This window comes from Geobacter sp. SVR, assembly GCF_016865365.1.
Classification (GTDB): Bacteria; Desulfobacterota; Desulfuromonadia; order Geobacterales; family Pseudopelobacteraceae; genus Pelotalea.
In genome coordinates this window covers 3,986,111-3,999,290 of record NZ_AP024469.1, presented here as the reverse complement: position 1 = coordinate 3,999,290, position 13,180 = coordinate 3,986,111, and the positions used below count along the sequence as shown (strand labels likewise).

Below are 13,180 nucleotides of genomic sequence, written 5' to 3'. Positions count from 1 at the left end.
AAATGCGATTAGTCACGCCTGGGGGAGAAGTTTCCATCTCCAGGGCGTCCCGTGCCGGAGCACGCAGACAGGCAGCAGGCGCAACGCGGCCTGTTTTGTAAAAATGGATATTCATAGACTGGAATTGTTGAGGATGTGTGCGGATTCAGTGTAGGCGGGTAGATCAATTCTTTTCTCTGTAAATCAATAGCTTGTAAGATATTATCACGAGACATTTTTGTATAACGATGTTATTGTTGTCTCCCGCTTTTGGCCGGTATGGTCATGAGTTGGAGGCGAAAATGAAATGGTTCAATCTTCTCCTGATGCCTTCCGCGGTTCTCCTGTTATCCATTCCCTTCACACCTGCCGCTTTTGCCCTGGAAGCTCCGGCCACGACAAGCCGGGCTATCGAGGAATACAACCGCGAAAACTACGAGGAGGCACTGCAACTGCTCCTGGCTGCTCGCACCATGGAGGGGCCTTCCACCATAAACAGCTATTACGCCGGATTGAGCAGGAAAGAAACCGGCGATGATTCGGGAGCAGTAGCCGATTTAACGGCCGCTCTGACCGGCACGCCCCCCTTCAGCCAGGCGGCAGCGGTCCTGGTCAATTCGCTCTATAACCTGGAGCGTTTTCAAGAGGCCATGCAGTGGGTGCTGTGGTCAGAACAGCAGGGAGTAAGTCCCGGAGAAATCGCGTACCTGAAAGGGCGTCTGCTGGTGCGGGAGAAGAGATACGATGAAGCCATCGTCGCCTTCACAGCCGTCAAAAGTGATGACCAAGAGATGGATCAGCAGGTGGGACTGCAGATCGCTTCGGCTTATGTGCAGGGTAATCGGTACGAGGAGGCGCGGGAGGCGTTGCAGACGGTAATCAGCCGAAACCCCAGCAGCGATGCAGCCAATTTTGCCAGGGAATACGACCAGAAATTGAGCACGGCCAAGCCATCCAAACGATGGAGTTTTTTTCTCGGAGCCAACTATCTGTATGATGACAACGTAGCCGGTGTCAATACCGGCAAGCAGGCCGACAGCGGCATTTCGGAAGGTCTGCGGGTCGAGTACGATGCGCTGCTATCGGAACCGTGGTCACTGAATGCCCAGTATTCCATAAGCAACACCAATTATCTCAGGTTGGTCAGCAAATCGGTGATTTCCCAGAGTTTGTCCATTACACCCGGCTACCGCAGGGGCAATCACGTCATCACCCTGCCGCTCAGTATCGCCTCCACCAATCTCGATACCACCACACCCTTGAGCACCACCAGCCTCAACTACAGAAACTACTCCGTTCAGACCGCCCTCCGTCCCACGGATACCGTCATCCTTAATCAGGAAAACCTGCTCCAGGGGGGCGTTTCCTATGCAAACCGCCAGATGTTCCAGGATGAACCCATCAGTGAGGAAAACAGGGACGGCAATCTGTTTGGCGTGCATATGGGGTACATCCGCCTTTTCTCGGGAGGGACCGGCATGTTCAACCTGCGCGGGGAGGTCGTCTACGAGGACACCCATGGCAAAAACTGGGTCAACCTGGGGGAACGGCTGGGGGCCGACCTGCTTCTTCCGCTCGCGGAGCGTACCCGGCTGATTGTCTCCTCCGAGGCTTTCTTCCAGAATTATGAATACGAAAATAGTCTTTACGGGACAAAACGCCGTGACACCACCCTCAACACCACCGTCACGCTGAACCAGATGCTGACGACCCGGGTCTACCTGAATCTGCAGTACTCCTGCATGCGCCAGTTCTCGAACATCAGCGTCTACGACAATCAGAGGAACCTGGTCTCGGCCGGTTTCGAAGCACGGTTCTAAGGAGGCGGGTATGAGATTCTTTCTGCGCACGTTGTTGGTAACATGCCTGCTGGTGCTGCCGTTGATGTCGGTCCCGCTTCCGGGGTTCGCCTGCCATGCCGCTTCCATTGCGACGCTGCGCGGGGTTACCGGTGCCGTTGACATCATGCGGGGTGGGGCGCTTCCGGCCGTTCCGGCCAAAGAGGGAGATCAGGTCTCCTCCGGCGACCTGGTCAGAACCAAAAGCAACGCCTTTGCAGAAGTTGTCTATCACGACGGTACGGTCCTGAAAGTGGCGCCGCGCACCAGAATCGATATCGGCGAGCATTTTTCGGGCAGCAATCAGAGCGGCAGCGAGGTGAAGCTGGCCAGGGGCAAGGTACAGGCGATCGTCGATCTTTCCAAGGCCCCGGGAGCCGCTGGAGCGAAGAAGTTCGAAATACGCACTCCCAATGCCATTGCCGGTGTCCGGGGCACGGATTTCATCGTCAGCCACCAGCAGGGAGTCACCGGCATACTGGTGCGAGCCGGTTCGGTCTACAGCTTCAACCCAAGATTGCCGAATCAGGTCGTTACTCTCGCTTCCGGAATGGTCACCACCATCCTGGGCAATGCCGCACCATCCAGGCCGCGCCCGGCACATGGAAACGAGGTCCAGCGGATGGAGCAGGGGATGACGAGACCAGCGGGAGGAGGGCAACAGAGCGATACAGGTGAAAGTAATAGTTCCGGCACCTCCGCAGCCGGTGGCAACCCAGTAACTGAAGGAAAATACTCTCCGATAAGTGTATTACCTCATTTTGATCCACTGCCTTTAAAACCACCTGAGTTAAAACCTGCTTATCTACCACCACCACCGCCACCACCACAGTCGACGAACATTAATGTGAATGTTAACGTGAAATTCTGATACGGCTTTCAGCCAGAGTAGCCGCATCGTGGTTTGCAACGCGGGAGGGAAAAATCGATGAGGTCACTGTTTGAATCAGCTGTTGCTGCTGCAATAGACAGGTGCCTCCCGGCACATCATCGCGGGACCGCTGCCGTGGTATTCCTGGCCGTGACCATTGCGCTCTCCATCGGAATATGCTTACCCGCTCCGGTCCAGGCAGCCTCTGTTAGCACCTCATCCTTCACCGGCACGGTGACCGCACCCTCGTTCGGCAACTATTCCGGGATGCGGATCTACCTTTCGGCCCGGAACCAATGGGACGAGACGGTAGCCGGAACGAGCATTGTCTGTCCCGGTCCCGGACGGAGCGTGCCGTACACCATCAACGGCATCAACCCGGGGGGCTATTATTCCCCCTACATGCTGGAGGCATTCGTTGACCGGCTCGGTACCGCCTACCGCCATCTCAGCGATCCCTCCACCCCGCAACTGGCCTACTACGCATATTCCGGCGCAAATACCGCCAACCTGAACATCATTGCTTATTCGCCTCCCCATCCGGCCGCTCCGGCCGCACCGACGGTCGTTGCCGGGGACCGGGCCGTGCTGCTCTCATGGGACAGCCAACGCAACACCGCCGGCGTCGAGATCCCGGATGCCTTCCGGGTGGGATGGACAACGGATCCCAGCTTCAGCACCGGCGTTACCTATTCGCCGGAACTGCCTGCCAACGGCAACAACAATTACATAGTGCAGGGACTCACGAACGGTACCAGCTATTATTTCGCCGTGGAAGCGATCGTGTACGCCGATACCTCGACAACATGGATATCTCCCACGGGGGGCATCAGAAGCGCCACTCCGGCAGTTGCCGGCGGCAACGGAACAGTGGGGGGCACCCTCGTCACCCCCCCACCCGGCGCCCTCAGCCGGCCAGCCTACGTGGTGCTGTTGGATCCGGTCACCGGTCATCCCGTCTCATTTTTCGCATCCTCCACCGCCCCGAATCCGATCCCCTTTGCCCTTGCCGGTGTGCCTGACGGCCAGTACCGCCTCCTCGCTCTTATCGACCAGAACAACAGCAACAGGCTGGACCAGGGGGATATCCACCTGCCGCCATGGCGGACCCTGCCGGTCACGGTTGCCGGCGGGACGGCGACCTGCAGCGCCGGCTGCACCATCGACCTTACCGGCTATCAGAACGGGTCCCAGGCCAATCTGACCACGCTCAACTGGTCGGATCTGTATAACGGAAGCCAGGGCTACCAACTCAATTTCGCGCTGCACGGCATGCAAAAAATCCCTGCCAGCGCCGCAATTTCCGGGCCCCAGCTCACCTCGGGAGGAAACATTGCGATCGTGCAGGAAGGGGGGAATGGCGTGAGCGGCTCCTTTGCCGTTCCGCTGGCTCCGGCCGTTTCCGATGCCTATAGCGTGCTCGTTACCTACACCGATGGTACTTCCGAGACCATTCCGGTCGCGATATCGGGCTTCGTTGCCGGCCTGCCCGCCAACCTTGCTCCTGCCAATACGCTATACCTGGCGGCCTTGCCCACCTTTACCTGGGCACTGCCGGGTACCGGCACGAATACGGTCGATTTCCATATCAGCAGCATGTACTCACAATTCTCGATCGATGTGACCGGCCTTGCCCCGAACACGCTGTCGTACAACCTGGCGACAAGGGCGGGAACTATTCTGGCAAACGATACCTACGCCTGGAGCGTTGTCAGTGTCGATTCCAACGGCAACAGTGCCGAGACCCGCACACGGCTTTCGTATTATCTCGACAACACACCGCCGACAGTCTCAGCCAGCCCTGCCGGCGGCAGCTACTCCTCGGCGCGGTACGTGACGCTTTCAGCCTCCGATTCGGGGAGTTCCGTGGACAAGATATGGTATACCACCGACGGAAGCGACCCGACCGTTCCCAGCGGCACCCGCCAGGCATTCAACTATTACACCCCCCTGCTGGTGAAGACGACAACCGACGTGAAGTTCTACGCCGTTGATTCCGTCGGCAATGCCTCTGCGGTTGTTACGGCATCTTACGTCATCGCCGATACCGCTCCCCCTGCGGTCCAGCCCTCCACCGTCCTGCCGGCCAGCAATTCCACTCTCGTGGCGGGTAGCTGCCCGACGATATCCGTCGAATTCAGCGAACTGATCGAGCATACCGCCATCGGCACCGCGGGCTTTTCCGTCACTAAGGACGGTGTACCCCTGAGTAACCTGTACGTCTCGTTTTCAGACAGTACCTATCAGAACACGACCGGCGTGACCCTTTCCGACACCGGCACCTGCGGCCTGGTCTCCGGCACCTACACGGTGACCATACCCGGTACCCTCAAGGACCTGGCGGGTAATGCCATGGGCAGCGACTACACCTGGACCTTCTCGGTCAACGAAAGTTTCCAGGTATCGACCACCTCCGGCAGCTCCGGCAGCGGAAGCTTCACCTGCAACAGCGTTTCGTGCTTGTCCAGCTATCCCGCGGGAACGCAGGTCAGCATTCTGGCCACCCCCTCTGCCGGAAGCGTTTTCAGCGGGTGGTCCGGCGCCTGCACCGGCACCACCAATCCCTGCACGATGACGGTCGTGCCGTCAACCAGCATCAGCGGCAGGTTCGATACGTATGTGAACGTGAGCGCGACCAGCAGCACCGGAAACAGCGGAACCATGACCTGCAATGGCGGTTCCTGCACAACCGGGCTGACCTACGGGGCAACCGTGGCGGTCAAGGCCATCCCCGGAAACGGAAGCCTCCTGGCGGGGTGGGGCGGAGCTTGCTCCGGCACCACCGGGGATACCTGCAGCTATGTGGCTGACGGTACCCCGGCGTATGCGGGGTTCGTCAACAACAACACACTGGGTGGGGTACCCAATGAGGGGAATCTCAGCATCACCCTGGAAAACGACGGCAGAATCGGGATCCGGCGTTTCAGTTCAGGGGCCTGGATAAACCAGGTGTATAGCTGGAACAACAAAGGTTCCATGCTTCATTCGAGCAGTGACAGCATCAACCTGGGCTATTTCGGCGGCTCGACCATCCCGATCTTTGACCAGAGCAGGTCAGGTATGAACAGCGACAGAACGAGTCATGTCAGTGTCTGGACCACTCCGGCCCTGACCGTTACCCAGACCGTCACCTATCAGCCTGCGGACCAGTACTACAGGCTGCAGTGGGACATCCTCAACAGCGGGCCGGCCGAGCTTGTGGATCTGCGGTTTTTTCACGGTCAGGACAGTTACTTCGACGGCAACGACCGTGGTGGCGGTTTCTGGGACAACTTTAATAACACCGTCGGCGTCCAGAGGACTTACAGCTCGTCTCTGAGGCGCATGTACCTCCAGGGGGTGACCCAGCCCTTTGCCTATGAAAGCCAGTATTACTCCTCGGTGAGCAGCCACGGGGAGGCGTTCGCACTGACCGATGCCATTGATCCCGCTGAAGGCACGGACAACGGGTATGCCCTCGAATGGCGCCTGGGATCGGGGGATCCCCCGTATAAGAATCTCACCGGCTGGACCGGTGCCAATCTTGCCCCCGGCGCCACCTGGACCATCCTGGCCTCCGAGAAATTTTCCGATATCGCCATTACCGGCGGCGTTTCGGTCAATGCCCCGGTTACCGCCAGCTGCGCCGCCGGCGTCCCCTGCAATCTCAATTTCAGGGTCACCAACACCGGAAACACAATCCAGACCATCTCGCTTGCCGCCTCAAGCGATCAGGCCGGATGGACTCCTTCACCGGGGTCGAACTCCATCACCTTTGCAGCGGGCCTGTCCCAGCAGGTGAATGTCATCTTCATTGTTCCGGCTTCCGGCGCCTCTGCGGGACACGTAACTCTCACGGCGAACCGCACGTCCAGCGATACGGCAGCGGTGACCGTCACAACAACCACCTTTGCGGTCAACGCCATTGCCGGGACCGGGGGCAGTATTGCGCCGGCATCGGCCGATGTTGCCCTGAACGGGACCACCACCTTTACCATTGCAGCGGACAGCGGTCACGCCATCGGCAGCGTGTCGGGCTGCGGCGGCACCTTGACCGGTTCCACCTACACCACCGGCACCATTACCGCCGCCTGCACGGTCAACGCCACCTTTACGCGGAGTAACCAGACCGGCATCGCCTACAGCGGGGCAATCGTCGATCAGTCCGGCTTTGCCCTACCTGGTGCCACGATAGCAATGGTCGGCAATCACTCCCTGACGACCCTCTCGGATGCCAACGGCACGTTTTCCCTGGCAGGGCTGCCGACGGAGAGCCCCTTTACCCTGGAGATCAGCCTGAGCGGGTATCTGCCTACGTATACCCACAGCTTCAGATCGACCTCCGATGTCATCGCCCTATTCCCTTACGTCTTATATACCCCGGCAGATGCGGCGGGCTGGGGGATCATGGCCGGCAAGGGGGCGATCAGGAGCAGGGTGGTGGACAGCTCCAATCAAACGACCGGCTACCTGGGAGGGGTCGTGATAACCGCCACGAGCCAGAACCATCCCGGCACCCCCTACGAGGTGGTCTATTACGATGGAACCAGCTATGGCGGCAGTGCCACGTACGACAACGGCATATTCATGGTCCGCAACGTGGAGGAGGGGGACACGGTGACGGTGATTGCGGCCAAGCTGGGCTGGAACAATGCGTCCCGAACGTTCCTCACCCATGGCGATGCAGTGAGCGATGGAAGGATAGTGCTGACTCCAACCAGCGGGACAATCTCCATTGCGACTACGGAGCTCAGCCCGGGGATCTACGGCAGTCCCTGGAACCGGCAGCTCCAGGCGACCGGCGGCACCGGAGCCTATGTCTGGAGCGTGTCTTCCGGCAGCCTGCCGCCAGGAGTGAACCTCACCAGCGATGGGGCAATAAGCGGTATTCCCACCCGGGCCGGATCATACTCCTTCACCGTGCAGGTGGCCGACTCGGCGGCAGCTTCACAGTCCGCCACCCGGGCATTTACGGTCGATATAGCCCGAGGTGTGCCGGTAGTCACCTGGCCGGCGCCGATAACCATTGCCTACGGCACGGCGCTCTCCGGGACCCAGCTGAATGCCACGGCTGATATTCCCGGCACCTTTGCATACACGCCGGCTGCCGGAACTGTCCCCAAGCCGGGCAACCAGAGCCTGTCCGTCACGTTCACCCCCACCGACAACGTCAACTACAGCAGCCGGACCGTTGCCGTGACACTGGCGGTCACCAGCCCGACCGGCGATATCGACGGCAACGGTACCGTGGATATTGTTGATGCGCTCCTGGCACTGCAGATTGCGGTGGGAATGAAGCCGGCCACCGCTGCGCAGCTGCTTGCCGGCGACGTCGCGCCTCTTGAAAACGGCATACCTGCTCCCAACGGGACCATCAATGTCGGAGATGCACTCGTGATACTGCAGAAAGTGGTGGGTTCGTACAGCTGGTAACGGAAAAAGAATAAGGAGATCGAGGATGAGAATATTCAACTGTTTCACGTGTTCACTGGCGCTGGTGGTGCTGGTACTGCTGGGAGGATGTGGCGGTGGGGAGCAGGCCGGTGGTGCCGTTGTGGCGAAGACCACCCTGACAGGACCTGCCCCTGGTGTCAAATCGATTGAGATCACGTTGATTCTTCCCGCCACGGTCACCCCGGAAATGGATCCCTCCACGGGAAACCCGAAGGTGACGGCGCTCTCTCCAAACAACGTCACCAGTAGCAACGGTCTGCTCTATGTTGCCTATACCCCTGCATCGGGTGCAGCCGGCGGCAGGATAAAAATCGTCGTCATCAGGGGTGACGCCCCCTTCATTGAGGGGGATTTCCTGAGCATTCCCTGTGTGGTCGAGGCCGGGAAGCCGGTTCCTTCCCCGGGCCAGTTCACCTATACCGACCTGAAGGTGTGGGACACCAGTGGCAACGATATAACAAGCCAGTCATCGGGGGCGACCGTGACAGCGGTGGTGCGGTAACCGGGATCGCCGCAGGCGGGAAGGTCAGCAGCGGGGGGATGATCCTCAAAAAAAGAGAGGGGCGAAATCGTCGGATTTCGCCCCTCTCTTCGTGCAAACACGAATAAAGGCTATCTCACCAGCTTGGAGAGCTTCTTGAATTCCTCCGTACCGGCCACCTTCAGAAGCTGAAACAGGACCGATTCGGTGCAGGTGGGGACCGCGCCGGTCAGTGTCATAGCCTCAATGGCGGTCTCCCAGTTGCGCTTGTCACGGCTCATGACCGCATCCTTTGCCAGATGCGCCTCAAAGCCGGCATCGCGCAGTTCGATCACGGTCTGGAGCACGCATACATGGGTCTCCATGCCGGTGATGATGACCTGGGTGCGGCCGGTGGCCTTGAGCCAGGTGAGGAATTCGGCGCTGCCGCAACAACTGAAGGCCATCTTCTCGTAGCAGGCGGCCCCGGCCGCTTTGCTCTTCAACTCCGGCAGGGTGGGGCCGAGCCCTTTGACGTACTGCTCGGTGAACGCCACCGGCACCCCCAGCTCCACGGCACTTTCCAGCAGGATCCCGATATTTTTCGTCAGTTTGCTCAGCACCTTGTGGTCCATGGCCACGCACAGCTTCTCCTGCACGTCGATCACCACCAGTACAGCCTTGTCACGCTCCAGAAAAAACCTGTCTCGTACCGACATGATGAAACCTCCATTAAGATGAACTGTCTTTATCCCCGCTTCAATTCGATCCCCAATTCGCTGATCTTCTTGCGCAGGGTGTTGCGGTTGATTCCCAGGATATCGGCCGCCTTGACCTGGTTCCAGCGTGTCTTTTCCAGGATGTGGCGGATCAGCGGCCGTTCGACCTGTTCCAGCACCATGGCATGGATGTCCCCCTTGTCGAGCTTTTCGATGCCGTGGAAACAGGTGCGCAGCTTCGCATCAACCAGGGATTCGAGGGATGCCTCCTGGCTGGCGGTAACGGTTCCCGCGGTCTGGGGCAGCAGGCCGTCGAAGTCGGCCGGGGTCAGCAGCGGGTCATTGGAGAGTATCACGGCGCGCTTGATCGTGTTTTCCAGCTCGCGAACGTTGCCCGGCCAGGAATGGGCAGCCAGTACCGCCATGGCCTCGGCCGGAATCTGCTTGGGTGGCAGCGACAGTTCATTGGCGATCCGCTCCAGGAAATAGTGTGCCAGGGCCGGGATGTCCTCGCGCCGTTCCCTGAGCGGCACCAGGGTGATCGGCACCACGTTCAGCCGGTAGTACAGGTCCTCGCGAAACTCCTTCCGGCGGACCCGCTCCATCAGATCCTGGTTGGTGGCTGCCACGATGCGGACATCCACCGCAATGTTCTGGGTGCTGCCGATCCTGGTCACCTCCTGCTCCTGCAGCACGCGCAGGATCTTGGCCTGCAGGTCGAGCGGCATGTCGCCGATCTCGTCCAGGAAGATGGTGCCGTGGTGGGCCTGCTCGAATTTGCCCTGTTTCCGTTCGGTGGCCCCGGTGAACGCCCCTTTTTCGGAGCCGAACAGCTCGCTTTCCAGCAGATCGCGGGGAATGGCGGCGCAGTTGATGGCCACAAAGGGCTTTCCGAGCCGTTTGGAGTTGAAGTGGACGGCGCGCGCCACCAGCTCCTTGCCGGTGCCCGATTCCCCCTGGATCAGGATGGTGACATCGCTGCCGGCCACCTTGCCGATCGTCTTGTAGACGTACTGCATGGCGGCGGAATTGCCGATGATGTTCTTTTCGACCTGGTAGCGGTCCTTCAGTTCCTGCTTGAGCATCGTGACCTGGCCTGCCACTTCCCGCGCCCGCTCGACCTTTTCGATGATCGCATCGATCACATCCAGGTCAAAAGGCTTGGTAATATAGTCGTAGGCCCCCCGTTTCATGGCCTCCACGGCGTTTTTCATGCTGGCTTCGGCGGTCATGATCACCACCAGCAGATCGGTCTTCATCTCGCGGATGCGGTCAAGCAGATCAAGCCCATTGATGCCCGGCATCTTGATGTCGAGGATGGCAAGGTCGTAATTGCCTTCCTGGATCATGGTCAGGGCCTGACGGCCGTCAACCGCCAGGTCGACCATGAATCCCTTGCGTTTGAGCGCCTTGGAAAGGACCCAGCGCATGCTCTCTTCGTCATCGGCTACCAGTATTCGCGTAAGCGGCATAAAAACCTCGGTTGCGAGTTAATTGAATATATGGAAATTTTGGAGCTGGCGGGGGTGCGGGTATCGAGTTGGTGGGTCTTTAACTCGAACTCCTGAACTCACCAACTCATCGAACTGCCTTACTGTATCAGCGGCAACAGGACCGTGAACTTGGTGCCGTGACCGGGATGGGAGTCCGCCTTGATCATACCGCGGTGCTCGGCCACAATCTTGTGGCAGATCGTGAGCCCCAGACCGGTGCCCCCGGATTTGGTACTGAAAAAGGGGGACCAGATATTTTCGAGATCTTCGCGCGGGATGCCCGGACCGTCGTCGCTGACCTCCACCACGACCATCCGTGAGCTGCGTTCGTTCTGGGACATGCGATAATCCGACAGCACCCGGCTGGTGACTGTCAGACGTCCGGCATCTCCCATGGCATCGATGGCATTCAGTATCAGGTTGAGGAACAGTCGCGTCAGCATCTCGGCATCGGCCATGATAGCCGGAATGCTCGGATCGAACTGGGCGGTGAAGGTTATTTCCTTATCTGCCACAGCATGCTTCTGGAGCTGTAGAATATGCCCCAGGACCTCGTGCAGGTTGACCGGAGAGAGCTTGAGGCCGCGCGGGGACGCCAATTCCAGGAGCTCACGTATGATGTGGTCGATGCGTTCCGACTCGCGGATCACGACCCGGGTGTATTCGAGCTGCTCGTCATCCTGACCGAGCTCGCGTTCAAGCAGTTGTGCGGCCCCCTTGATGCCCCCCAGCGGGTTTTTGACCTCGTGGGCCAGTCCGGCCGCCAGGGTGCCCAGGGTGGAAAGCCGATCCGCCTGGCGTACGGCCGCTTCCAATTCACGGATATAGGTGATGTCCTTGAGGGTTAGGATCGCGCCGATATGCTCGCCATTCGGCAGTACCAGCGGATAGCAGGTGACCGCCACCGGGACGATCCTGCCGGCGGAGCGTACCATCACGTTTTCGTGGTCGGAGATGGTGATGCCGGTGCGGAGGGTCTTGGTGACGATCTCCAGCAGCGCCGTTTCATTCGCAAACAGCTTGTCGAACGAGGCTCCCACTGTCTGGCGCCGCGAAAAGCCGGTGATCTCCTCGGCAGCCGGGTTGAACAGGGTGATGACGCCATCATGGCCGACAACTATTACCCCGTCGCCGACACTGTCGATGACCGTGGCATAATAGTCTCCCAGGCTGTTCTGGATCTGTTCGGACGAATCAGAGGGCATGGTCATGCATCGGGCAATACGCCGATCCTTTCCGTAATGGCATCGAGGTCGGCCCGTGAACGGGCCTGGTTGGCATCCCGGCGGATATCGGCCGCACCGGGAAAACCCTTGGCATACCAGCCGATATGTTTTTTCATCTCGCGCACCGCCACGCTCTCCCCCTGTTCCCGGATGAACAGTGCCAGGTGCTGCCGGATGGTTTCCGCCCGCTCCCGGTTGGTGACAGGAACCGCGCATCCCCCTTGAACCAGTTCCAGGATCTGGCGGAAGATCCAGGGGGCGCCGAGCGAGCCGCGCGCCACCATGATGCCGTCGCAGCCGGTTTCATCGAGCATCCGCAGGCAGTCTTCGGCAGTGAACAGGTCGCCGCTGCCTATGACCGGAATGGTCAACCGGGACTTCAACTCCCGCAGATGGTTCCAGTCGGACTGCCCGGCAAACATCTGGCTGCGGCTGCGCGGGTGCAGGGTAATGGCGTCGCAGCCCTCTTCCTGGGCTATGGCGGCGATCTCCGGGAAGTTGTCGTCGCCGCAGTGCCAGCCGGAACGTATCTTGACCGTCAGCGGCAGGTCGGTGGCCTTTCGTACCGCCCGGATGATGGCAGCTACCTTGAGCGGTTCCCGCAGCAGGGCGCTGCCGGCGCCGGTGCCGACAACCTTGCGTACGGGGCAGCCCATGTTGATGTCGATCAGGTGACCGTGTCCAGCCACCCGGCGGGCCGCTTCGGCCAGGTCCCCAGGGGAGTCGCCGAAGAGCTGGATGCCGAGGGGCTGGTCCTCGGGGCTGCTTTTCAGCAGGGCCAGGGTGTTGGCGCCATCACGTACCAAGCCGTTGACGCTGACCATTTCGGTGAATGCCAGTGCGGCGCCCTGGCGCCGGCAGACGACCCGGAAGGGAAGATTGGTGATCCCGGCCAGAGGCGCAAGCAGCACGTTGTGCGGCAGGGTCAGGCTTCCTATTTCAAGCGGTTTCAGCATGATGTACACGGATGAATGATGGGAGGGTAGTTAAAAGGTTTCTCATCCGGGGCTCTAAAAGGGATGATCTGTTGCCTAATTTTTGTGCATGGTATCAATGGAGACTGAAAATGGCAAGCGGAAAATGCAGAAAAATGTTGTTGCCAACCGGACGGTTTGAGGTTTTAATATAGTATCGCGGTGTCGGCGAACACACCCAACAACA

8 protein-coding genes are annotated in these 13,180 nt (G+C 59.6%); 4 read left to right on the top strand and 4 right to left on the bottom strand.

What is annotated here, in order from left to right; translation table 11 throughout:
• The first annotated feature begins 281 nt into the window (after positions 1 to 281).
• From GSVR_RS18735 to GSVR_RS18720, 4 genes are read left to right on the top strand one after another with little or no spacing between them, the layout of a single operon-like run.
• Positions 282 to 1,799, top strand: a complete 1,518-nt coding sequence (locus tag GSVR_RS18735) for a tol-pal system YbgF family protein (RefSeq protein WP_173195331.1) — start codon at positions 282 to 284, stop codon at positions 1,797 to 1,799.
• Between the two features lie 10 nt (positions 1,800 to 1,809).
• Entirely contained in the window at positions 1,810 to 2,688 is an 879-nt protein-coding gene (locus GSVR_RS18730; protein ID WP_173195330.1) for a FecR domain-containing protein, read from the top strand.
• Between the two features lie 57 nt (positions 2,689 to 2,745).
• Positions 2,746 to 8,100 carry a chitobiase/beta-hexosaminidase C-terminal domain-containing protein gene (locus GSVR_RS18725; protein WP_173195329.1) on the top strand — a complete coding sequence of 1,785 codons (5,355 nt, stop codon included), beginning with the start codon at positions 2,746 to 2,748 and terminating at the stop codon, positions 8,098 to 8,100.
• 25 nt (positions 8,101 to 8,125) lie between these two features.
• The gene (locus GSVR_RS18720; protein WP_173195328.1) at positions 8,126 to 8,623 is read left to right on the top strand and encodes a hypothetical protein; all 498 of its coding nucleotides are present in this window, start codon (positions 8,126 to 8,128) and stop codon (positions 8,621 to 8,623) included.
• 110 nt (positions 8,624 to 8,733) lie between these two features.
• Here the strand turns inward: GSVR_RS18720 and GSVR_RS18715 are convergent, their stop codons facing one another.
• The 4 genes from GSVR_RS18715 to dusB form a co-directional block, all read right to left on the bottom strand.
• Positions 8,734 to 9,300, bottom strand: a complete 567-nt coding sequence (locus tag GSVR_RS18715; protein WP_173195327.1) for a hydrolase — start codon at positions 9,298 to 9,300, stop codon at positions 8,734 to 8,736.
• A gap of 29 nt (positions 9,301 to 9,329) precedes the next feature.
• Complete coding sequence (locus tag GSVR_RS18710; protein WP_173195326.1) at positions 9,330 to 10,772, bottom strand: sigma-54 dependent transcriptional regulator; 1,443 nt, start codon at positions 10,770 to 10,772, stop codon at positions 9,330 to 9,332.
• A 119-nt stretch (positions 10,773 to 10,891) separates the two neighbouring features.
• The gene (locus GSVR_RS18705) at positions 10,892 to 12,004 is read right to left on the bottom strand and encodes a nitrogen regulation protein NR(II) (RefSeq protein ID WP_173195325.1); all 1,113 of its coding nucleotides are present in this window, start codon (positions 12,002 to 12,004) and stop codon (positions 10,892 to 10,894) included.
• The gene (gene dusB, locus GSVR_RS18700; RefSeq protein WP_173195324.1) at positions 12,001 to 12,975 is read right to left on the bottom strand and encodes a tRNA dihydrouridine synthase DusB; all 975 of its coding nucleotides are present in this window, start codon (positions 12,973 to 12,975) and stop codon (positions 12,001 to 12,003) included. The genes GSVR_RS18705 and dusB overlap by 4 nt, the downstream gene beginning before the upstream one ends.
• Between the last annotated feature and the right edge of the window lie 205 nt (positions 12,976 to 13,180).

Excerpts from the sequence above, each read along its gene's own strand:
- GSVR_RS18735 (WP_173195331.1), top strand. The coding sequence starts at position 282 with ATGAAATGGTTCAATCTTCTCCTGATGCCTTCCGCGGTTCTCCTGTTA.
- GSVR_RS18730 (WP_173195330.1), top strand. The coding sequence starts at position 1,810 with ATGAGATTCTTTCTGCGCACGTTGTTGGTAACATGCCTGCTGGTGCTG.
- GSVR_RS18725 (WP_173195329.1), top strand. The coding sequence starts at position 2,746 with ATGAGGTCACTGTTTGAATCAGCTGTTGCTGCTGCAATAGACAGGTGC.
- GSVR_RS18720 (WP_173195328.1), top strand. The coding sequence starts at position 8,126 with ATGAGAATATTCAACTGTTTCACGTGTTCACTGGCGCTGGTGGTGCTG.
- GSVR_RS18715 (WP_173195327.1), bottom strand. The coding sequence starts at position 9,300 with ATGTCGGTACGAGACAGGTTTTTTCTGGAGCGTGACAAGGCTGTACTG.
- GSVR_RS18710 (WP_173195326.1), bottom strand. The coding sequence starts at position 10,772 with ATGCCGCTTACGCGAATACTGGTAGCCGATGACGAAGAGAGCATGCGC.
- GSVR_RS18705 (WP_173195325.1), bottom strand. The coding sequence starts at position 12,004 with ATGACCATGCCCTCTGATTCGTCCGAACAGATCCAGAACAGCCTGGGA.
- dusB (WP_173195324.1), bottom strand. The coding sequence starts at position 12,975 with ATGCTGAAACCGCTTGAAATAGGAAGCCTGACCCTGCCGCACAACGTG.